21 protein-coding genes and 3 pseudogenes are annotated in these 21,144 nt (G+C 69.8%); 18 read left to right on the plus strand and 6 right to left on the minus strand.

All coding sequences use genetic code 11. The features are described from left to right. Positions 1 to 69 precede the first annotated feature (69 nt). Positions 70 to 1,608 (minus strand): GMC family oxidoreductase, encoded by a 1,539-nt coding sequence (locus ACY0PA_RS36385; protein WP_473081655.1) that lies wholly within the window; start codon positions 1,606 to 1,608, stop codon positions 70 to 72. 39 nt (positions 1,609 to 1,647) lie between these two features. After that, complete coding sequence (locus ACY0PA_RS36390) at positions 1,648 to 3,111, minus strand: MFS transporter (protein ID WP_473081656.1); 1,464 nt, start codon at positions 3,109 to 3,111, stop codon at positions 1,648 to 1,650. Positions 3,112 to 3,288: 177 nt separating this feature from the next. Between ACY0PA_RS36390 and ACY0PA_RS36395 the strand changes: the two genes are divergently transcribed. The 9 genes and pseudogenes from ACY0PA_RS36395 to ACY0PA_RS36435 all read left to right on the plus strand — a co-directional run bounded on the left by ACY0PA_RS36395 (position 3,289) and on the right by ACY0PA_RS36435 (position 9,744). Beyond that, positions 3,289 to 4,227 (plus strand): PaaX family transcriptional regulator, encoded by a 939-nt coding sequence (locus tag ACY0PA_RS36395; RefSeq protein ID WP_473081657.1) that lies wholly within the window; start codon positions 3,289 to 3,291, stop codon positions 4,225 to 4,227. A 118-nt stretch (positions 4,228 to 4,345) separates the two neighbouring features. After that, on the plus strand, positions 4,346 to 4,900 hold the full coding sequence (locus ACY0PA_RS36400) for a UGSC family (seleno)protein (RefSeq protein WP_473081658.1): 555 nt from the start codon (positions 4,346 to 4,348) through the stop codon (positions 4,898 to 4,900). Beyond that, on the plus strand, positions 4,897 to 5,970 hold the full coding sequence (locus ACY0PA_RS36405) for a hypothetical protein (RefSeq protein ID WP_473081659.1): 1,074 nt from the start codon (positions 4,897 to 4,899) through the stop codon (positions 5,968 to 5,970). The genes ACY0PA_RS36400 and ACY0PA_RS36405 overlap by 4 nt, the downstream gene beginning before the upstream one ends. A 15-nt stretch (positions 5,971 to 5,985) precedes the next feature. After that, complete coding sequence (locus ACY0PA_RS36410) at positions 5,986 to 6,213, plus strand: hypothetical protein (RefSeq protein WP_473081660.1); 228 nt, start codon at positions 5,986 to 5,988, stop codon at positions 6,211 to 6,213. Positions 6,214 to 6,471: 258 nt separating this feature from the next. After that, complete coding sequence (locus ACY0PA_RS36415; RefSeq protein ID WP_473081661.1) at positions 6,472 to 6,930, plus strand: hypothetical protein; 459 nt, start codon at positions 6,472 to 6,474, stop codon at positions 6,928 to 6,930. Next, complete coding sequence (locus ACY0PA_RS36420; RefSeq protein ID WP_473081662.1) at positions 6,927 to 8,195, plus strand: amidase domain-containing protein; 1,269 nt, start codon at positions 6,927 to 6,929, stop codon at positions 8,193 to 8,195. The genes ACY0PA_RS36415 and ACY0PA_RS36420 overlap by 4 nt, the downstream gene beginning before the upstream one ends. A gap of 8 nt (positions 8,196 to 8,203) precedes the next feature. Then, positions 8,204 to 8,569, plus strand: a complete 366-nt coding sequence (locus tag ACY0PA_RS36425) for a hypothetical protein (RefSeq protein WP_473081663.1) — start codon at positions 8,204 to 8,206, stop codon at positions 8,567 to 8,569. A gap of 1 nt (position 8,570) precedes the next feature. Next, positions 8,571 to 8,960 (plus strand): annotated as a pseudogene (locus tag ACY0PA_RS36430) (transposase); the annotation flags it as partial. A 169-nt stretch (positions 8,961 to 9,129) separates the two neighbouring features. After that, entirely contained in the window at positions 9,130 to 9,744 is a 615-nt protein-coding gene (locus ACY0PA_RS36435; RefSeq protein ID WP_473086628.1) for a hypothetical protein, read from the plus strand. Here ACY0PA_RS36435 and ACY0PA_RS36440 read toward each other — a convergent pair. Together ACY0PA_RS36440 and ACY0PA_RS36445 are read right to left on the minus strand one after the other, a co-directional pair. Further along, complete coding sequence (locus ACY0PA_RS36440; protein WP_473081664.1) at positions 9,696 to 10,304, minus strand: DUF7711 family protein; 609 nt, start codon at positions 10,302 to 10,304, stop codon at positions 9,696 to 9,698. The genes ACY0PA_RS36435 and ACY0PA_RS36440 overlap by 49 nt on opposite strands. A 122-nt stretch (positions 10,305 to 10,426) precedes the next feature. Continuing rightward, entirely contained in the window at positions 10,427 to 10,792 is a 366-nt protein-coding gene (locus ACY0PA_RS36445; RefSeq protein WP_473081665.1) for a hypothetical protein, read from the minus strand. A gap of 181 nt (positions 10,793 to 10,973) precedes the next feature. On the opposite strand from ACY0PA_RS36445, the gene ACY0PA_RS36450 reads away from it, so the two are divergent. The 6 genes from ACY0PA_RS36450 to ACY0PA_RS36475 all read left to right on the plus strand — a co-directional run bounded on the left by ACY0PA_RS36450 (position 10,974) and on the right by ACY0PA_RS36475 (position 15,890). Then, positions 10,974 to 11,381 (plus strand): hypothetical protein, encoded by a 408-nt coding sequence (locus tag ACY0PA_RS36450; RefSeq protein WP_473081666.1) that lies wholly within the window; start codon positions 10,974 to 10,976, stop codon positions 11,379 to 11,381. Between the two features lie 117 nt (positions 11,382 to 11,498). Then, positions 11,499 to 12,131 (plus strand): hypothetical protein, encoded by a 633-nt coding sequence (locus ACY0PA_RS36455; RefSeq protein ID WP_473081667.1) that lies wholly within the window; start codon positions 11,499 to 11,501, stop codon positions 12,129 to 12,131. Continuing rightward, a complete protein-coding gene (locus ACY0PA_RS36460) occupies positions 12,128 to 13,465 on the plus strand; it encodes a copper resistance CopC/CopD family protein (protein ID WP_473081668.1) in 1,338 nt (445 codons plus the stop codon). Before ACY0PA_RS36455 ends, ACY0PA_RS36460 begins: the two co-directional genes overlap by 4 nt. 48 nt (positions 13,466 to 13,513) lie before the next feature. Beyond that, the gene (locus tag ACY0PA_RS36465) at positions 13,514 to 14,560 is read left to right on the plus strand and encodes a cupredoxin domain-containing protein (protein ID WP_473081669.1); all 1,047 of its coding nucleotides are present in this window, start codon (positions 13,514 to 13,516) and stop codon (positions 14,558 to 14,560) included. A 104-nt stretch (positions 14,561 to 14,664) separates the two neighbouring features. Continuing rightward, positions 14,665 to 15,189 carry a hypothetical protein gene (locus ACY0PA_RS36470; protein WP_473081670.1) on the plus strand — a complete coding sequence of 175 codons (525 nt, stop codon included), beginning with the start codon at positions 14,665 to 14,667 and terminating at the stop codon, positions 15,187 to 15,189. Then, positions 15,177 to 15,890: a cupredoxin domain-containing protein gene (locus ACY0PA_RS36475; RefSeq protein ID WP_473081671.1), complete on the plus strand. Its 714-nt coding sequence runs from the start codon at positions 15,177 to 15,179 to the stop codon at positions 15,888 to 15,890. Before ACY0PA_RS36470 ends, ACY0PA_RS36475 begins: the two co-directional genes overlap by 13 nt. A gap of 273 nt (positions 15,891 to 16,163) precedes the next feature. Here ACY0PA_RS36475 and ACY0PA_RS36480 read toward each other — a convergent pair whose 3' ends face one another. After that, positions 16,164 to 17,468 (minus strand): phospholipase D-like domain-containing protein, encoded by a 1,305-nt coding sequence (locus ACY0PA_RS36480; RefSeq protein ID WP_473081672.1) that lies wholly within the window; start codon positions 17,466 to 17,468, stop codon positions 16,164 to 16,166. A 186-nt stretch (positions 17,469 to 17,654) separates the two neighbouring features. On the opposite strand from ACY0PA_RS36480, the pseudogene ACY0PA_RS36485 reads away from it, so the two are divergent. Beyond that, positions 17,655 to 17,889 (plus strand): annotated as a pseudogene (locus ACY0PA_RS36485) (integrase core domain-containing protein); the annotation flags it as partial. On the opposite strand, the pseudogene ACY0PA_RS36490 reads toward ACY0PA_RS36485, so the two are convergent. Further along, positions 17,878 to 18,073: pseudogene (locus ACY0PA_RS36490) on the minus strand (LacI family DNA-binding transcriptional regulator); the annotation flags it as partial. The pseudogenes ACY0PA_RS36485 and ACY0PA_RS36490 overlap by 12 nt on opposite strands. A gap of 282 nt (positions 18,074 to 18,355) precedes the next feature. Between ACY0PA_RS36490 and ACY0PA_RS36495 the strand changes: the two are divergent. Next, positions 18,356 to 19,774: a family 43 glycosylhydrolase gene (locus ACY0PA_RS36495; protein ID WP_473081673.1), complete on the plus strand. Its 1,419-nt coding sequence runs from the start codon at positions 18,356 to 18,358 to the stop codon at positions 19,772 to 19,774. A gap of 20 nt (positions 19,775 to 19,794) precedes the next feature. After that, entirely contained in the window at positions 19,795 to 21,138 is a 1,344-nt protein-coding gene (locus ACY0PA_RS36500) for an ABC transporter substrate-binding protein (protein WP_473081674.1), read from the plus strand. Positions 21,139 to 21,144: the final 6 nt, after the last annotated feature.

A 21,144-nucleotide genomic window follows, 5' to 3' on the forward strand; every position in this document is an offset into this window, starting at 1 on the left:
TCGCCGGCGATCACCCGGCCCGGCCGCCACCGAAGCCGAGGAACCGGCGCCGGGGCATGGGCGGCGGTGTCACGTCGTTCCTCCGGTGATCCGGGCGGCCGCGTGCTCCGCGCACATGACGACGGTCAGATGCGGGTTGGCGCGCGGTGTGTCCGGGAAGATGGACGCGTCCACGACGCGCAGGCCGTTCACTCCGCGTACCTGCAGGTCGGGGTCGACGACCGCGTCCGCCGCGTCCGGGGCGCCCATGCGGCAGGTGCCGGACATGTGCCGGTTGTCGGTGGCGTCCGGCAGGATGCGCTCGGGGCCGGGGATGTCGGCGGGCCCTTCGAGCAGGCTGCGCACGGCCTTGTGGTCGGCGAAGCGGGCGATCAGCTCCAGGCCCTGCTCGATGCGCGCGAAGTCCCGCCGGTCGGTGAACACCCGCTGCTCGATGTGCGGTGGGGTGAGCGGGTCGGCGGTGCGCAGCCGCAACTCGCCGCGGGAGAAGACCTGTTCCTGCTGCGAGACGAGCATCCCCTGGCCCTTCGTGCGGCGCCCGCTGTCGTACATGCCGCTGTTGGGGACCAGGAACATGTCGTTCTCGCCGGCGCCGCCGAGCCCGGACGAGTAGCGCAGGATGGCGTTGGTGACCGGCACGTCGGGGTCGCAGGGCAGGTCGGCGCGGGTCGGGATCGGCACGATGAGCATTCCGTGGTCCTGCAGGTGGCGGCCGACGGGCAGGTCGGCGACGACGTCGATGCCGAGTGCGGACAGGTGCGCGGCGGGTCCGATGCCGGAGCGCATGAGCAGGGCCGGGGAGTGCTCGGCGCCGGCGCACAGCAGTACTTCGCCGCCGGGCGCGAGCCGGATCTCCTCCCCGCCGACGAGGACCACGCCGCGGGCCGTGCGGGTGGCCGGGTCCAGGGTGACGGTGGCGACCTGGGCGTGACCGCGGACGGTGAGGCCCGCGTGGTCCCGGCGCGGTTCCAGGTAGCCGTCGGCGGGGGTGACCCGGCGGCCGTCGCGTATGTTGAGGGCGAACGGGCCGATGCCGGTGGTGCCGGGCGCGTTGTGGTCCTCGCACCACGCGTATCCGAAGTCGGACGCGGCCTCGGCGAAGGCCAGGTCGAGCGGGCTCCACCGGTCCTGCGGGGTGCGGCCGACGGGGATGGGGCCGCCGCTGCCGTGGTAGGGGCGGTCCGGGTGGTCGAGTTCGTCCTCGAGCCGGACGAAGTGCGGCAGCACGTCGTCGTACGACCAGCCTTCGGCGCCGTGCCGGGCCCAGCCGTCGTAGTCGTCGGGCACCCCGCGGATCGCGTACATGGCGTTGACGTTGGAGGTGCCGCCGACTCCGCGCCCGCGGGCGTAACGGCCCTCCTCCTGGGCCGGATTGCGGATGCTGGTGATGTTCTGCCACCAGAAATCGGGGTGGGCCAGAGGGTCGAGGTTCAGGCGTGGGGTGCGGAAGGCCTCGGGTAGCGTGGCGGTGCGCCAGTCGGGTCCGGCCTCGAGGAGCAGCACGCGCGCGTCGGTGGCGGCGACGAGTCGGCCGGCGAGCGTGGCGCCCGCCGCTCCGGCTCCGACGACGATGTAGTCGTAGTCCTGGGGTGTGGATGCGTGGGGCATGGAGCCTCCAAGGATCGGCACGGCGAGGGGGAAACGGGCTCAGGGGGTCCCGGCGACCGGCGGATGTTCCCGGTCGCGATCGGAGGAGGACACGGGGCCGGCCTTGCGCCGGGAGCCGGAGGCGGGGCTGATCGCGCTGAGCGCCCGCCCGGTGGTCGGGATGGCGAGCAGGAAGACGACGAGCGCGGCGAAGGCGTAGCCGGATCCGATGAGCAGCTGGGACGTGGCCGCTCCGGCGCCGGCGACCACCGGCACCAGGACCAACGACTGTACGATGCCGCCCACTTGGCCGATGCCTCCGGCCAGCGAGGCGCCGGTGGTGCGGGCGTGGGTCGGGAAGATCTCGGCGGCGTAGTTGTACCCGGGCACGAAGATGAGGGCCGCGAAGCCGTGCAGCATCACGGCGGCGATCAGGTACGCGGCCACGCTGCCGCCGCCCGCGGTGATGACCACGGTGCTGGCGGTGGCGATCAGCAGGCCGGTCACGATCAGCGTGCGGCGCTCGAGCCGGTCGACGACCAGCGGCGTGAGCACGTAGCCGACGATGCCTGCCACCTGGCCGACACTGGTGACGGCGGCGACCGTGGACAGGTCCATCCCGTACTGGCCGAGGATGGTGGGCTGGAACGTGGTGGTGGCCCGCACCGACCACTGCACCCCGAACCAGAACGCGGCGGCTACGAGGAGCCGTTGCAGGTACGGAGGGCGCAGCAGAGCGCCGACGGGGAAGCGCGCGGGGGCCTGTTCGCTCGCCTCGACCACCGGCTCGGGCAGGGTGTGCCCGGCCCGCCGCAGCCGGGACTCCATGCCGTCGACGATCGTGTTCGCCTGCTCCGTACGGCCCTTGAGCGCGAGCCAGCGCGCGGATTCCGGAAGGATGCTGCGCTGCGCGCCGAGCATCAGCACGAAGACGAGCGCGCCGAAGCCGTACACCCAGCGCCAGCCCTGTGCGCTCATGGGCACCAGCCAGCCGGAGAGCAAGGCGGCGGCCAGGCCGCCGACGCTGGAGGCGAGGACGGTGAGGGATACGTAGCGGCCGCGCCGCTCGGCGGGCGACGACTCCTGCACGTACGACGTGCACACGGCCAGGCCGCCGCCGGTGGCGAAGCCCGTGACGACGCGGAACACGACGAGGGACTCCGCGTTCCAGGCGAGCGCGCAGAGCACGGCCGTGGTGCCGAGGGCGGCCATGCCGAGCAGGTAGGTGCGGCGGCGGCCGAGGAGGTCGCCGAGCGAGCCGAAGAGGAAGGCACCGAGCGCCGTGGTGACGGCGTTGCCGGTGAGCATGACGGTGACTTCGGCGGTGCTCAGGCCGAAGTGCTTGGTCATGGCCGTGAGCGTGTAGCCGATGAGGGTGATGTCGTAGATGTCGATGAAGTAGGCGAGCCCGAGGATCACGAAGGCGGCGCGACTCAGGCCCCAGCGGGGCATGCGGTCGATGCGGGCGTTGACGAGGTCGGCGGCTTCGGAGCCGCCGCCGGAGCGGGCGGAGCTGTGGGGCACGGGGATGGTCCCTTCTCGTGCAGGTCCGGTCGTGCTGCGGAGGGGACGACGTCTCGCTCATGGAAGACGTAGGCTGTGACGTATGTCAATCAGTACGTCTAGTTTTTCTGGCCGACGGCTGTCGCGGGTTCGCGGGGGCCGGCCGGAGCCGGCTGGGAGGCGGATACGTTGAGCACCATGACCGACACAGCCGCAGCCGACGCTCTCGACGCCCCTTCCGCCGAGGCCGCAGGACGGGCCCGTGGGCCGCAGCACCTGCTGATGATGCTGCTCGGCGACTACTGGTTCGGCCGCGCCGAGGCGCTGCCGTCCGCCGTACTCGTCGCCCTGCTCGGTGAGTTCGGGGTGAGCCAGGTGGCCGCGCGCGCCGCACTCAGCCGCCAGTACCGCCGCGGCCTCCTCGATGTCGACAAGCGTGGCCGCCGCACCTACTACCGGCTCAGCGCCCGCTCGGCCGAGCACTTCGCCGACACCGGCCGGCGCATCGCGGCCTTCGGGGCCGGCGATGCGGGGGTGGAGTGGGACGGACGCTGGTCCCTGGTGGCGTTCTCGGTCCCCGAGCAGCACCGCGCCACCCGCCATGCGCTGCGCGAACAGCTCCGCGGGCTCGGCTACGCGCCGCTGTACGACGGGGTATGGGTCTCGCCGCACGGCCGCGAGGAGGAGGTGCGCGACGTCCTCGCCGACCTGGGGGTGGGCACCGCGACCCTCTTCGCGGGTGCCGCCTCTGAGCTCACCCCGGCCGGCGGCGACCCGCTGACGGCCTGGGACCTGGACGCCCAGGCCGCCGCCTTCGAGCGGTTCGCCGAGCGGTGGGGCGTGTGGCGCAGGCGGGCCGAGGGCGGCGACGTCAGCCCGTCCCAGGCGCTGCTCGCACGCACCGAACTCATCACGGACTGGCGGCTTTTGATGGCGCACGACCCGGCGCTGCCGCCGCAACTGCTGCCGCGGCACTGGCCGTTGGCGGCGGCTCGTGACGTCTTCGTCGCCGTGTACGACGGGCTCGGGCCGCTCGCCCGGTTCCGGGTGCGTCAGCTGATCGGGGGGCACGACGCGGAGCTCGCGGCCCTGGCGAACCACCACAACGTCGCGGATCTTGCGCGCCCGACCTCTTGACGGCGCCCGAGTATTGTCTGTGAATAGATGAACGTGCGTCGAGGCAAGCGTCTTTCATTGAGGACGCTCGGCAACGGCGACGGCCCCACCTGACCGCGCCCCGACCAGGGAGGTATCGGTGCCGAGCACCATCCTGGACCCCACCGGAGGCAGTTCCCCCGCCGACTCCGCCACGCACGACGAGCCCGCCCCGCGTCTCGCGGGCGTGCCTTTGCGTGGAGCGCGCGTGGGACTGCTCGAGAACACCAAGCACAACGCGGCCCTACTGCTGCGGGAGTTGGGTGCGCTACTCACCGCCGAGCACGGCGCCGCGTGCCTCGTGCCGTACACCAAGCACGACTTCGCCCGCCCCGTCTCCGGCGAACTCCTGCGTGAACTCGCCGACCGCTGCGACGTGGTGGTCACCGGCGTGGGGGACTGCGGCTCGTGCAGCGGCTCCGCGATCGCCGACGGCATCCTCCTCGAACGCCACGGCATCCCCACGGCGGTCATCTGCTCGGACGCGTTCGCCGTAAGCGCCGACGCGATGGCGGAGCTGAACGGCGACGCCGACTTCCCGTACCTGACGACCTCCCACCCGGTCGCCGTCCTCGACCCGGGACAGGTGGCCGAGCGGGCGCGGGTGTTGCTGCCGAAGGTCGCGGACCGACTGAGCGGAGGTGCCGGCCGATGAGCGTGACGCCCGCGATCGACGTCGCTTTCGACGCCGAAGAGGCCCGGCGGGCGGTCGAGTACGCCTACGAGCACGGGTGGTCCGACGGGTTGCCGCTGGTGCCGCCCACACCGGCGCTCGTCGACCGCTTCCTGGCGACCACCCCCCGCCAACCGTCCGAAATCATCGGCGAGATGGAGCACCTGGGCCGCACCTGCACCGTCGAACTCGCAGCCGTCAACGCCGCGTCGGCCGGCTGCGCACCGGAGCACTTCCCCGTGGTCCTCGCGGCCTGGGAGGCGCTGATGCTCGAGCGGGCCGCGCGCGGCGGCGCCTGGCAGTCCACGTCGGGCCCGTCCCCGCTGATCGTCGTCAACGGGCCCGTACGCACCGAGCTCGGCTTCAACTCCTCGGGCGGCGCCCTGGGCCCGGGCTTCCGCGCCAACGCCACCGTCGCCCGCGCCATCGGGCTGATCATCCGCAACGTCTTCGGCCTCAGGCCGCACGGCCTCGAACAGTCCACCCAGGGGGTGCCCGGACGCTGGAGCCTGTGCGTCGGCGAGAACGAGGAGGACAGCCCCTGGGAACCGCTCGCGGCGAGCACCGGACTCGACGCCCCCGACGCCGTGACCGTGACCCTCCTTCGTACGAGCGCCTATGTCGACAACCGCCACACCGGCGACGCCGAACAGGTCCTCTGGGACCTGGCCGACGCCATGTCCGCCACCGGCTCGATCATCTTCCGTACCACGTCCTGCGCCGTCCTCCTCGGCCCGGACCACGCCCGCCTGTTGGCGGGCGCCGGCTACGGCCGCGCGGACGTGCAGCGTTGGCTGTACGAGCACGCCGGGCGCACCGTGGCCGACCTGCGGCGGGCGGGCAAGGACGGCGTCGGCGAGGACAACGGGGTCCGGTACGCCACCGGCACCGCCCCGGACGCGCCCGGCGGCACGGAGTTCGTCCGCTTCCTGCCCTCCCCGGAGTCGATCCCGGTCCTCGTCACCGGCGCCCACGGCGCCGCGATGTCGATGGTCGCGCGGGTCTTCGGCGCCTGGTCCGGCACGTCCGTCCCCGTCGTACGCAAGACATAGGCAAGGAGTACCGACATGCTCGACACCCACGCGCTGGCGCAGGCCGCTGCGCCCCTGGAGGCCGACGGCTTCCACCTCGAGGCCCGGGAGGACGGCGACCGGTTGCGGATCACAGTGACCGCCGACGCAGGCACCTGCGAGGACTGCCTCGTACCCAAGGACGTACTGCGCCGCATCCTGCACAACGCCCTCGGCATCCCCGCCGAAATGATCGACGTCACCTACCCGGCCGACGCTCTCTGAGCGGCCCTCGACCCACCGTTCACGCCGTGGCGGCCTCCTCGCCGAGCCGGAATCCCGGGTCACCGAGGGGATAGTCGCCCGAAAACCTTCACAGCGGGGGCATGTCACCCGCCAAGGGATTTGGCGTGTTCATTACCGGGGCCTGCTAGCTTGATTGGTTGGCGGTTGTCCGGTGATGTACAGCGTTGAGGACTTGGGCAGTCCGCGGTCGCCGCGGGCGCGTAGGTGGACGAGTACGTACGGGGGACGGGGACGCTCATGGCGTGGGACGAGTGGGAACAGCTGAAAGCCGAGGTGGCGGAGCGGCACCGGAACGCGGCCGGCGCATCCGATCGGCCGTCGGCGCAGATGCGGCTCAATCAGCTGGCCGCCCCTGACAGCGGTGGCGGGGGCCGTCCGGACATCGACATCAAGCACAAGGGCGTGCACGGCGCCGCCGACGACACCGAGACTCTGTCGCGCGATGCCATGAAGCGCCTGAGCCACGCACTCGACACCAGTGACGAGGTGTACACCGCTCACTACGGCAACGGCTGGCTGAGCCCGGTCCAGCTTCAGGTGTGTGCCCTGAACTGGGAGGAACACATGGTGTCCCTCGCCAGGCAAATGGGCGATCTGAGCGCGAAGTTGAGAGATTCGGCCAACGGCTACCGTGGCGCGGACCTCGAGGCCGAGGCCCGGCTGCGTGCCGCCGTCGAGGATCTGCGGAAGGCGTGAGCGTGGTTTCGTACGAAGGCATCAACAACGCCCGCCCGAGCAAGTGGAAGACGGCTTCGGACGAATGGCACTCCCTGGCCGGGTACGCGCTGTCCGCCGCGAAGGACCTGCGCGACTACGGGGTCAAGCCGCTCGCCGAGAACTGGACCGACGAGGTCGGCAAGGCCGCCGCGGGCAAGTTCGAAAATCTGGCCAACCAGTTCGAGGTGGCCTACGACATCCTGCTCGCCGTCAACATGGTCGCCGACGGCATGACCACTGCCATCGAGACCGCCCACAGCACCATGCGCGAGGCGCAGCAACTCGCCGACCAGTACGGCCTGACCATCGGGGCCGACGGCACGATCACCGGCCCACCGGTGCACAACCGGACCGAGGCCGAGGAGTTGGGCCCGTACCGCTCGCAGGTGCAGGACCTCATCGACCAGGCCGTCGAGCAGGTGACCACTGCCGACAAGCTGGCTGCCGCCGAGTTCACCAAGCTCACGAACCAGACGGGTCTGACCGACCCCGACAAGGCGCTCAACGAACTGCAGACCCATGCCTCACACGTGCAGATGGAGATGCTGGCCGCCGACATCCCCGTCGACCAGGATCCGACGACGGTCCGTCAGTGGTGGGGCGGTCTGACTGCCCAGCAGCGCAAGGACATGATGCTGGCCGAGCCGGTCCTCATCGCCAATCTCGACGGCATCCCGGAGGACGTGCGCACAGACCTGCGTGGCAACGGCAAGTACGACCGCGTGAAGCTGGTCCAGTACGCCCTGGACAACTGGGACAAGGGCGACCCCACCGATTTCGGCAACAACTGCACCAACTTCGTCTCCAACGCGCTGCACGCCGCGGGGATGCAGGAGAAGACGTCGTTCTGGGAGGGCACGACCGACGACGACAGCTGGATGATCGGCAACCCGACAGGCATCGACTGGGTCGACAAGAAACTGGCCTACTCGGACAACTGGACTGCTGCCGAGAACAACCAGAACTTCATGCTGCGCCACGGCGGCCAGGAGGTCTCGCGCGCCGATGTGAAGCCGGGTGACATCCTCTACTACGAGCAGGCCGGCCCCAACGACTCCATCGAGAAGGGCACCACGCACCACGCGGCGATCGTCACGGCGGTCATGCCGGACGGTGAGATCAAGTACACCCAGCACACCGACTCGTATCAGAATGTCAGTCTCGAAGGCCGGATCAACGCCACAGAGAAGCACGAAGGTGCGCAGAACATCCGCATTGTCCGACCCAACCCTGACTGGTACTGATGCCAACGATGAACCCCACCACCACCCCGTCCCGCAGCCGCAACGGCCTCCTCGTCGCCGCCGTTGTGCTGGCCGTCATATCGGCCGGGCTGCTCGCCGCTCACATCTCCTTCGACGGGGACACGTTCCAGAACTGCAAGTATCTCGGACCTTCGACGAGGATGTACGTCACCGCGTGGGCAGGGCCCCTGTGCAGCGGCGCCGCGCTGGTGCTCACCTGCCGCCGTACTCGTCGCTTCACCGGCGCCCAGGTGACCCTCGTCTGCACGGTCGCACTGCTGCTGTTCGTCCAGCTTTTCGCGCTGTACTGGGTGTATGCGCCGGACCCGAGCGGTGGCACGGGCTGCTCGGGCCTCAGTCTCCTCATGCCTTGACATGCTCCTCGGGCTGAAGGACCCCGTTGCTGATCTCTCAAATCTCCCGTCGCGCCGGGTGCGTGTGCGGGAGGGTGGAGAGAAGTCTCAGGTTCATTGGCGGTGGTGTCCCGGTGTGGTTGGAGTCGTGGTCGGGCGGGAAGTGCCGGAGTTGACGCGGCGGGTGGCTCGCGCGGCCTTGCCAAAGGGGTCGTTGGCCATCCGGCTGCGCGACAGCCTGGGGCAGGTCTTCGACGACGCTTTGTTCGCGGAGGCGTTCCCGTCCGATGGGCGGCCTGCTGCCTCGCCGGCCGTGCTGGCGATGGTGTCGGTGATGCAGTTCTCCGAGAGGCTGTCCGACCGGCAGGCGGCTGAGGCCGTGCGGGCGCGGATCGACTGGAAGTACTTGCTGGGCCTGAACCTCGACGACAGCGGTTTCGATCACTCGCTGCTGGCCCGGTTCCGGGCCAGGCTGGTCGCGCATGGCTTGGAAGAGCGTGTCCTGGAGGCGGTGTTGGAGGCCGCCGCGGGCCAGGGTCTGCTGCACCGGGGGCGGGCGCCAGCGCACCGACTCTACCCGGGTGGTCGCCGACGTGCGCCTGCTGAACCGGATGGAGTTCGTCGCCGAGACCCTGCGCGCTGCGCTGGAGGCGCTCGCCGCTGCCGCACCGGACTGGCTGGAACAGGCTCTGGCGGAACGGGAGACGGACTGGCTGAGCCGGTACGGGGAACGCGTGGACTCCTGGCACGGACTGCCCGACGACCAGGACCGCGAAAGTTGGCTTCGCCAGGTCAGCGAGGACGGATTCCACCTGCTTTCGGCAGCCTGGCGGCCCGATGCCCCCGACTGGCTGCGCCGCATCCCCGCGTACCGCAGCTGCATACGGGTGATCGTACGAACACCGCTCACCCGTTCACCAGAGAGAACACCCGTACTAGCCATCACCGTACGGGGACCCCCGCCACGTCCAGCTCCGCAGGAACAACACCGCAACGCTCCGCGTCGCTACGACCTGATTGGCTGGCGGATCATGGCGTCTCATGGGCGGATGCCATCACCTCGCCGTCACGCCACGCGTCTCGCCATCGCTGAGCAGCAGCGCCCCGTTTTGGCGGCGTCGGCGTCCGGGTGGCGCCGTACCCACGGCTACTTGTGGGGCGGCTCCTCGGCTGCCGCGTCGAGCAGTTCAAGGTAGCCGTCAACCGCCCCCCACAGCGAGTCCTCCGGAAACCGTGCTGAGCCTCGGTGGGCGCGCCGCCACGGCTCGTCGTCCCAGTAGCGGTCGCGTACCCGGCGCAGGTGGACGAGGGAGGCGACGGTTTCGACACGCCGCTGCTCGGGCTCCTCTGTCGGCTGAAGGGCGGCCAGCCGCAGCGGGCCGGCCTGGCCCGCGGCAAGCGCGTCCAGCGCACGGGTACCGGGGCCGGCGCGGGACCAGATGCGCAGCGGACGACGAATCGCGTGGTTCCACACCGGCCAGGCCGCGGGCCGCCAGCGCCGCACGACCGGCGCCTTGCCAAGGCCGAGGAAGTTCGCCAGCGCGGTGCACTCGGGAGGCTCGACGCCCCAGGCCAGTTCCTCGGCGGGCAGGTCGACAACGAGGGCGATGTGCACCACCGGGATGTCTCCCGTCCCGTCCAGGATGGGGCCGAAGGCATGCGCGGCGAGAAGAGCACCGCCGCCGGGCAGTCGCCGGGCACGGTCGCAGGCGTCGGTGATCGTACGGAGACGGCGAACGGCCGTGGTATGACGCATGACCTCATCCTGCCCGGCCCGCGGGCGAGGGGCCGAGCCGTGTCCGGTCGGCCACCTAGGTGTCGCTGGTGGGCCTGGGCTGCGGCGCGGGCGTGTTCCTCTACGGCCTTGCGGTGGGTCTCCTACTCGCGCCGGGTGCGTTCGGTGCGGCAGTGGTAGGCCGCGTCGAGGAGTTCGGCGGCGCTGCGGCGCGATGTGGGCGGGGCGGTGGTGGCGGGGATGGCAGTGGAGCGGTAGCGGGCCTGTAGCTCTGGTCCCGGCTGAGGGCTGCTGCCCAGGACGGCTTGCAGGAGCAGGTCGTCCTTCTCCTTCGCGGGCAGAGATGCGATGAACGTCGCGAGTTCGCTCCGGTCCGGGCCCGGTGCGGGGCCGGGCTCGCTCGCCTGTGCTGCGGCGGTCAGCAGATCGGGGTCCACTTCCAGGAAGTCGGCCAGGGCGCGCTGCGGGCCGGTGAGTTCGGACAGACCTGTGGGGACCGGCGGTTCCATCTCGCGGGCATACTCCTCCTCGTCGTCCTCGGCCAGTTCCCAGACGGTGAGGGCGGCCAGCCAGGCGAGGTAGAGGGCGCGCAGGTCACCAGCTGCGAGTTCGGCGCGCAGGCCGATCAGGGAGGACAGCTCGTAGGAGGCCTCGAATTCCCATTCCTCGCCGTCCTCACTGTTGCGGGCCGTGAGCGAGTATCAGTACTACGAGTTCCTGGCCGTCGACCGGCCTCTGGATCCTGCACCCCCTGACCGCCTGGCCACAGCCCTCACCGAAAGCCTGCGGGAAATATCCCGCCACCTACTGCCCGCCCGCCGCAGTCGCTTCAACCCCCCCGTCATCAAAGGCAAGATGTCCGGCTTCGGCGTCAAGCGCGATGAACACCGCAACCCTCCGCAACCCGACCGGAACCCCGAGCCGTTCAGGCGGTCGACGCCGCGTGCGGACGCGACGCGTAATGAATTCTTGGGCATATGCATTCAGGGTGATCCGGTGAAGAAGCGGATACCCGATGCGTTTGAAGTCACGCTTTCTTCAAACTCCTCACAGATTGTAATGCGTGCATTAAGGCGACGAGACCCGTTCTCACAGTGAGGCAGTCACGAGAAGTGAGGTAACGAAACAACGGATTAACTGATGCGTAGTCGACGGGAATCCTCGCCCCGGTCCACTCCTGGCACTGGCCTTCACGCCCAGCCGTCAGGAGAGTCCATGTCCTTATTCGCCAGGGCGACCTGGCCCGCAGACCATCGCGACGAGATCGTCGCCGGTGCGCTCGTCGCGGCGGTGATCGTCGTGCTCGGGTACGCCTCGGGCATCGGCGCACCCGCGCCCACGGACCTCGACAGTGCCGCACCTCCATCGGCCGGTGCTCCTTCCGCCGTACGCACTCCCACCTCGGGTTCGTCCGTCGGGCCGGGCGGCACTGCCGGGGACACGGGGGCCGGTTCAGCGGGCGACTCGTGGGGCGGAGGCAGTGGTGCAGGAATTCCCGTCACCGGAGACGCGTCATCCGGGAGCGGGCACGGCAGCCACGGAACTGGGGGCGGAGACAGCGAGCACGGGCCGATGCCCGAGCCCTCTGAATCGGCGCCGGGCATCCCGACGCCGTCACCTTCTCCCACATCGACGGGCAGTTGTGACGAGGGTGAAGTGAGTCTGGTTCAGCCGCTGTTGAACGGCGTACTCACACCGGCGACCGGTCTGCTGGACAACCTGCTCAAGGGCAGTTCCGGCGCCACGGCCTCCCCGATGCCGTCCTCGTCGGCGTCGTCCTCCGATGTCTCGCCCTTGTGCGTGGGCGTGGCGACTTCCCCGTCGGTGATACCGGAGGTGCTGCCGTGAGACGCCGCGCAGTCTCATTGTTCGCCGCCGTCCTGGCCGCCGTCGCGGCCCTGCTCTTCGCCGCGCCCGCCGCGTCGGCCCACACCGAACTGGACTCCTCCGCACCGAAGAACGGCACCCGGCTCACGCACACCCCCGCCACCGTGCGGCTCACCTTCAGCGAAACCGTCGACCTGGCCGACGTCCACATCTCCGCCGGCGGCAAGCGCCTCACCCTGTCACGGCCGGAGCGCGGAGGCGGCAAGGACACCGTCGTCGAGGTCGCCGTCCCCAAGACCACCGGCCGAAGCCGACTCGGCTTGGTTTGGCATGTGCGCGACATGGAGGACGGTCATCCGTCGTCGGGGACGCTCTCCTTCCCCCTCACGGCCAAGGCGGCCGGCGGCTCCGCCTCCGATATCTCTCAGCAGGCGGAGCCCGCCCCGTCCGAGACGGTACGCAAGGTGTGGGCGGCTACCCGCTGGGCCGGGTATCTCGCCCTCGCCCTCTACGTCGGGGGACTCGCGTTCGTCGCGCTGCTGTGGCCGGTGGGCGCCCAGGACGGCCGAACCCGCCGGACACTCGCGCTCTGCTGGCTGTCCGGACTGGCGGCGAGTCTGGTCGCCCCGGGACTGCAAGGTGCGTACGGAGCGATGGGCACTCTCGACGACGTGTTCCGTCCGAGTACCTACCAGGACCTGTTGAGCACCGAGGTCGGCATCGTCGCCGCTTGCCGGGTCCTGATGTGGGTGCTGGCGGCCATCGTCCTGGCCGCCCTGCTCCAGGGCGGCGAGCGGGCCGCACGGTCTCCCGGCTGGCGGACCGGTGCACTCGTCGTTGCTCTCGGTCTGCTGCGCACCACCGGCATGACCGGCCACAACGCCGAGGGGTCACACCCCGGTTGGGGCGCAGTGGCCGACCTGGTCCACCTCATCGGCATCTCGCTCTGGCTGGGCGGTCTGACTCTTCTCCTACTGGGCGTGCTGCCCCGGCGCCGGCCCGAGGAACTGTCGGCCGCCGTGTCCGGCTACTCGACCCTGGCCGGAGTGTCCGTCGCCGCGATCGCACTCGCGGGTGCCGTGCTGACCTGGCAGGTGGTCGGCTCGTTCGGTGCGCTGTTCCACACGGACTACGGACGGCTCCTGCTGCTCAAACTCGCCGTACTTGTCGCCGTGTTGCTCGTCGCCCAGCGCAGCCGCGGCTGGGTGCGCACGCGGCTCGACATCGCCGTACTACTGCGTGGCGACCGCGCCACCGTACGGCCTTTCGTCTACTCGGTCGCGGCCGAGACGGGGCTCGTCCTCGTCGTTCTGGCCGCGACGAGTCTGCTGGTCACATCCGCTCCCGGCCGGTGACCAGCCCTCTGTCCCACTCCTCTCACCTGACTAGGGAGACGCATCACCATGCACACTGACGACACCACCGCATCCCCGCCGCGTCGACGGCACTCACGGGCGGGCAACCGGGTGCTGCTGGCGACCGGTCTGGGCGCCGGTCTCGCGGCCGTCGCTTCTCTCGGCCTGCTCCAGTCGGCGAGCGGGGCCGGGGCCCCGGCGACGGCGGCACCGGCGGCCGACGCCCACTCCGCGGCCATGGCCCATCCGGCCGCCGGCCAGGCCAAGGCGGCCGACCACACCATCGAGATCAAGAACATGGCCTTCGCGCAGCCGAAGCTGACGGTGAAGGTCGGCGAGACCGTGAAGTGGGTCAATGAGGACACCGCTCCGCACACCGTCACCACCACGAGCGGCCCGGCCAAGCTGGACTCGGGCAATCTGCAGAAGGGCGACAGCTGGTCGTACACCTTCACCAAGGCCGGCACGTACAAGTACTACTGCGCTGTGCACCCCGACATGACGGCCTCCATCACCGTGGTCGCGGACGACGGCGGGAGCACGGGGGGCGGAACCGGCGGTTCCACGGGCGGCTCCGCTGGGGGTTCCACGGGCGGATCCAGCGGAGGGTCCACGGGAGGGTCCACGGGTGGGTCCACCGGGGGGTCGAGTTCCGGTGGTTCCACCGGCGGCCACAGTGGCGGCTCCACCGGAGGGAGCAGCTCCGGCGGTACGAGCGGCGGCGGTGACGACGGCGACGGGCAGTGCCACAGCGTGCAGCAGGTCCTGCTGCCGATCCTTCAGCACATCAACTCCGCGCATCTGGAGGAGTCGCCGGGCCAGCAGGTCCAGGACGCGCTCAAGCTCGACAGCTATCTGAAGATGCACACCGTCTGGCTGGAGTCGGTCCTCACCCCGGCCGTGAACGGGGGCGGCAGCATCGCCGACAACACGCTCGGCGTGATCCTCCAGCACGTCAACTCGGCTCACTTGGAGGAGCCCTTGAGCCAGCAGGTCGCGGACATTCTGAACCCCGACCAGTACGTCAAGACGCACACGGTGTGGGCCGAGCACCTGCTCGCCCCCACCACGGACTACCTCACCAACTCCTGCTGAGCTGTTCCAACAGGACGTGGCGGACCGGCCGAGTAGCAGTCGGCCGGCCCGCCACCCCGCCATTGTCCTACCCCGTCGCTCCGTTCGCCCACCGAGGTGCCGAGATGACCGCCGAAACACTGAAGACCGCTACCCTGCCCCCGTCCAGGCCCGGCCTTTCCTGGCTGCCCCGACCCGGCACCTACACCAGCGCACCGGGACGCTGCATCGTCGAACTGAGCGCCCGGATGGGACCGTTGACTACGCTCCGTCGCCGCCTCACCGCGGACGACGCCACCCTTACCGTCGCATCGGAACCAGAAGACTGCGTCCTGAGCCTGAAGCTGACCGGCCCCGCACTCGGCGGCGAGGAACTTTCCTTCGTCAGTACAACGATCAAGTCCGAGGCGGAGGGCTCCCGCCTGCGTACCGCGGGCGAACTCGCCACCGGCGACACAACTGTGCCGTCCGTGCCGGCGACACTGACCTGGCGCATCGTCGAGCGCACCGACGACAGCCTTCTCGCCCTTGGCACGACAGTGGTGCCCTACGGCCCGCTGCGCCGCACAACTGGCTTCACCCTGTCCCGCACCCGCCCCGCAGACCGCCTGCGTCTGCTCGTCGCCGCGGAGTTCACATGCCCCGCCTGAACGCCCTCCGCACCGGGCGTATCCTGCTCGCCGCGCTGCTCACCACGGGAACCGTCACCTTCCTCGGCACTCCCACCGCCCTCGCCGCCGGTCACCAAGTCGTCATGTCCGGCTACGCGTTCGGTCCGCGCTCCGTCACCATCACGGCCGGAGGCACTGTGACCTGGGTCAACCAGGACCAGGCACCCCACGACGTGAAGACCACCTCCGGACCCGAGACCATCCATTCCCCCATGCTGGACAAGGGCGGCACCTGGAGCCACACCTTCACAACGGCGGGCAGCTACGGCTACGTCTGCACCGTGCACCCCGGCATGACCGCCCAGCTCGTCGTCAAACCCGCAGCCGCTCCCGCCCCCACCTCACACCCGGCCACCCACCAGCACCCCAGCTCAGCGCCTGCCGCCGTACCCGGCAGAGGACCCACCCGTTCAGCCAACGCGGCCGCACCGCCCGATCACACCGACCACAGCTCCAAGGCCACCCCGCCTGCGTCGGACAGTCCCTCTCCGTCCGCCACGCCCGCTGCTGCCGCACAGGAGCCCCCCGCGGTCCAGGGCGCCGCCTCAGACTCCCGCCCCCTCGATCCGCTGCTCCTTCTCGCGGGCGTCGTCGCGGGCGTCGCCGTGCTGTGCCTGCTCCTGGTCGGATCCCGCTCGGCGGCTGCCACGAGCGGGAACGGCGGTGCGAGCCAGCGCTGATGTCATGGAGGGGCGGCGTCCCCACCTGACGCCGCACCCGGCGACGACAAGGCCGGCGAACGTGTGGCGAGCTCACAGGCGAGGAAGCGCACAGCCGAGGTGGACGATCGACGTCGGCTGGGCAGACAAGCACGCGGAAGCTCCTGGTGGACAGGCGATCTTGGTCGTGACCTTGTCCACCAACAGCATCTTCACGTCCGGACACCACACACCCCAACTACCCGCCAGATCAGCCTGGTTGGAACTGACGGGCACTGTTCGGACCGAGAATGCCTATTCCCGGACCTGCCTCGGATCGATCGGAATCTCTCGTGCCGTCTTCTCGGCGCGCTCCTCGGCGCTCGACTCCCGCGCCACGGTCCCGCAGCAGCGGTCGTACTGGTTCTGCCAGTCCGCCATGAACGTGTCGTAGTTGGACTGGCCGATCAGCTTCAGGTCCGACTCGTCGTTGTGCCAGACGCCGTTGCTGGTCCAGTTCGAGGAGCCGACGAACACGAGCCTGGAGCCGGTCGCACCCGCGTAACCGCCGCTGACCATCATGTACTTGTCGTGCGTGTAGTGCAGGGCGTTGCCGTTCGCGTCGGTGCCGGTGCTGGTGTCGTGCATGTCGATATTCGTCCGGTTCTTCAGGTAGCTCTGCACGCTGTCATCGACCTGGCCGGCGGTGATGAGAATGTGGATCTTGACGCCGGTTTGTGCCAGGCTTACCAGCTTCTTCGGCAGCTCCAGATAGTTCCGGTCGCCCGGCTGCCCGTGAGAGGTCCACTGGAACATGGCGATGTTGATCGTGGCCGGCGCCTTGATGTTGTTCAGGAAGTCGACCCAGGTGTCGCTTTTGGTGCGCGCCTTGGGCCACTGGTAGGAGGGCGGGGACAGTTGCCTGGCGGCCGTGGCGCTGGTGGAGTTGTAGTAGTCGGGTGCCAGCGGGCCCGGGCCATAGATCGCCCCCTTGGCCATGGCGGTGAAGTAGCGGACGTAGGAGTTGTACAGGTCGACGTTGCCCTTGACGGTGGCGCTGCTGTTCCACGCGGTGCCGGCCTGGGCGGAGGTGGGGTTGGCGCTGCTGACGGTCACCGTTCTGTTCGCATCGAGCCCGCCGCTGAGCATGTAGTACTTCGCGTGCAGGGCGGAGCCGTCGAAGTGGGACAGGCAGCCGCCCGGGCACAGCGCGGCGAAGCTGGAGGCTCGCGGGTCGTTGCCCAACTCGGTGACCATCGACTGCCAGATCGCATTGTCGCTGTGAGCGTCCATCAGCGCTTTGACGATGACGCCGCGCTGGTGCGCGGCGATCAGGGCGTTGGCGAAGTCCGGGCCCGGCTGTGCGTTGCTGATCGAGTACATGGCGACGCGTATGGTCTGCCCACAGCTGGCGCTGTTGATCGATTCGATGATCGGGCCCATGATCTTCATCTGGGCGGCGGGGTCCTCCGGGTCGTTGAAGCGCGGGCCCGGGCTGGAGGTGAACGTCCGAGACTCGCAACTGAGCGGGGGCTTGGCCTTCTTGACCGCGGCGTGCGCCGTTGTCATCGACAGCACGGTGACGACCAGCGCGGTGATCAGCGTGAACGTTCGCTTCATGAGCGGCCTTTCGCTGGGCTGTTGATGATGAAGAGTCGGGTTGCCGCAAGAGGACCGCAGGAGCGATGCCGCCGGCAGCGGAATCTACTACTGTTCCATCGATTGTTCCGATAATCACTAGAAGCCCCCGCACTGCGCATCGCAAGATTCCTTGAGCAGGGGAGCAACCGCGGGGTGTTGCTCTGCAGGCTGACTGCCCAGAGGTGGGACTACAGCAAGCGCCGAAGCATGCCTGGTCGACCGCCGACCGCGAGTGCGGTGAAGGCTCTGGTGCTGCAGCTCGCCAAGGAGAATCCGCGCCGGGGCTGCCGACGGATCCAGGGGAACTCGTCCGGCTCGGGCATCCGGTCGGCTCGACGCGATCTGGGAGATCCTCAGCGCAGCGGGATTTGATCCGGCCTCACGCCGCAGCGGTCCGACGCCGGCCGCGCAACGACCGTGCCACCTCGTCGGGGGCGGTAGCCCAGCGGGTCCGCAGCTTCCTTGATGCGCCGCTGAGTTCGGGCCGACCGGTTCCCCTGAGCCCGCCCGCTGAAGACGAACGACACGGCCGCACGCGAGACCCCGGCACGCTCGGCGACGCCACGGGCGGTGGGGGGCTTCACCGGTGGGGCTCCTTCGGGACGGAATCAGGCGGGCACGCGCGGGGGTGTACGCGCACACCCAGGCCAGGTGGGAGACAACCAGCGTGCCCCCTGCCGCGCTGCGTACCCCGTGTGCGGCGGCCTTCCTGGCCGGCCCGCCTCGCGATGCATGGCTGGTCCTGGATGGTGAACACTTCGTTCCGGGAATGTTAAAGACCTCCGCTCAAACGCTTGACCACCCCGAAACCCCCGCCCTACGCTCCTGCTCAAACGTTTGACCGGGAGGGCAATGTGCAAGGCAGCGTGTTCTTTCAGCCACCTGACGGTTGGGTGGGAGACGTCATCCCCTTCGAGCGGGACGGCGAGTTGAACCTGTTCTACCTGCACGAACATCGTGGGCATCCCAAGCCCGGTACGTCCTGGTCCCTGGCTGGTACCCGCGACCTCGTGCACATCGAGGACCGGGGGACCGCCCTGGCCCACGGCGCCGACGACGAGGCCGACTTCAACGCGTACACCGGAAGCGTGGTCCGCGACTCGGACGGCACGTACCACCTCTTCTACACCGGGCAGAATCCGCGGATCGTCGGCGACGACGGTGAACCGCTCCAGGTCGTCATGCACGCCACCGGCTCCGGCGACCTCACCGCGTGGACCAGGCACCCCGAGCACACCTTCGGCGCCCCCGAGGGTTACGAAACCGCTGACTGGCGCGACCCGTTCGTCTACTTCGACGAGGGGCGGGGCCGGTGGCGGATGCTGGTCGCCGCCCGCCACAAGGAGGGCCCCGAGCGTCGCCGTGGCGTGATCGCCGCCTGTGAGTCCGACGACCTGGTGACGTGGAAGCCGACCGAACCGTTCTGGGACCCGCGCCGCTACATCACGCACGAATGCCCCGAGGTGTTCGCGCTGGGGGACTGGTGGTACCTGGTCTATTCGGAGTTCTCGGAGTCCTTCGTCACCCGGTACCGAATGGCGCGCAGCCCGGACGGGCCGTGGCAGGTGCCGGAGCGGGACACCCTCGACGGGCGGGCGTTCTACGCCGCGAAGTCGGCCGAGGTCGGCGGCCGGCGCATCTTCGCCGGATGGATCGCCAGCCGGGAGGGCGACACCGACGACGGCGCGTGGCAGTGGGCCGGCACCCTCTCGCTCCTCGAAGCGACCCAGAACGCGGACGGCACCCTCGCCTTCGCCCCGCCCGCAGAGATCTTCGCGAGTTTCGGACAGGCAGTCGCCATGGGGCTTGCCCCCACCGCGCTCTCGGCCCCCGACGGATTCGCGTGCGCGGTGTCGGACGTGCCGCTGCCCGAACAGTGCGTCGTGCGGGCGGAGTTCGCCGTCGAACCCGGCACTACCGAGTGCGGTCTGCTGCTGCGCACCGGCCGGGACGGCGACCAGGGCTACGTGGTGCGCCTCGAGCCCCGGCGCGGCCGGATGGTCCTCGACCGCTGGCCCCGGCGACGTACGGGGGACGCCCAATGGCAGATCTCCGGGGACGTCCCGCACGTCATCGAACTGGAACGCCCCGCCGACCTCTCCGGCCGCACCCACACCCTGGAGGTGATCGTCGAACGGGACCTCGCCGTCGTCGTCCTGGACCGGCAGGTCTGCCTGAGCACACGGCTGTACGACACCGCTCACGACCGGCTCGGCGTGTTCGTTGGGGAGGGCGGGGCCGAACTGCTCGATCTGACCGTCCGCGTACGGGGGGCCGCCGAGTGAGCGCTCACAGGAGGAAGCCCATGAGGAGAGCGCTCACCACGGCCGTCGCGGCTCTGGCCCTCTGCCTGACCGTCTCGCTCTCCGGCTGCGCCGCCGACGGTCGGGGCGTGGACGCCTCGGACGTCGACCCGGCCGGCTCCGTCGCGCCGCGCGAGATCTCCTGGCTCCTGTCGCGCCCGGCCGACGGTGCGGTCATCAGGACCATGCGGGAACTCGCCGCCGAATACGCCACGTCGCACCCCGGGTTCAGGCTCCGCTTCATCACCACCCCGGACCGGCCGTCGTACATCCAGAAGTACGAGACGCTGGCCGCGGCGGACAAACTGCCGGAGCTGTTCGACACCGACGCGACCCCGTTCGCGCGCAGACTCGCGCAGCACGGACGGATGATGGACGCCGAAAAGCTCCTGCGCGGTCTGGGCCTTTACGACCGCTACCGCCCGGCGGCCCTGGACTACCAGCGGTTCGACGACGGCTCGCTGTACATGATCCCGTTCGAGTACCAGGCGGAGTACTTCTGGTACAACAAGGCGCTCTTCCGCAAGGCAGGCGTCCGTGTACCGAAGTCGCTCGACGACTTCCCCGCGATGTGCCGGGCCCTGCGAGGCTCCGGCGTCACGCCGATCGCGCTCGACGGACAGGACCAGTGGCCCCTGGAGCGGTACGCCGCCTACCAGCCGTTCCGCACCGCCGGACCCGGCTACGTACTCCAACTGAAGCAGAATCAGGCGAAGTTCAGTGATGCGGCCGGGCGCAGGTCGGCGAACTGGCTGAGCGATCTCGGCAAGGCGGGGTGCTTCCAGAAGGGCTTCTCGTCGGTGGGGTACGCCGACGCGCAGAACCTCTTCACCTCCGGCAGGGCGGCCGTCTACAACATCGGCACGTGGGAACTGCCGAGCCTCGCGACGACCGCGCTCGACCCGGAGGTCCGTGACGACGTCGACTTCTTCCGGCTCCCGGTGACCACGGGCTCGGTCACCTCGGCCGACGAGTTCGTGACGCCCTCCGGCATCGGCATGGCGGTCAACTCCCGTACATACGACCCGTTGGTGCGCGACTTCCTGAAGTTCGCCCTCACCCGGTATCCGGCCCGGTACGCCGCCGCGGGGGAGCTGTCCCCGACGTCCGACGCCAAGACGGTCCTGCCCAAGAACGCGACACCCCTGTATGCGCGCGCGGTCGCCGCGGCCGGCGACGTCGGGAAGGACACAGCCGTCCCCTGGGACACCCAGCTCGATCCCACCTCCAACACCAAGTTCCAGCAGGAGCTCGTCCTCCTCGTCCAGGGCGACATCTCGCCGTCCGACTTCGTGTCGACGATGGACTCCGTCATCGGCCGCAACGCGCCGAGGTATGCCAAGTGACCGCCG

This window comes from Streptomyces sp. DS1-CR2, assembly GCF_055760475.1.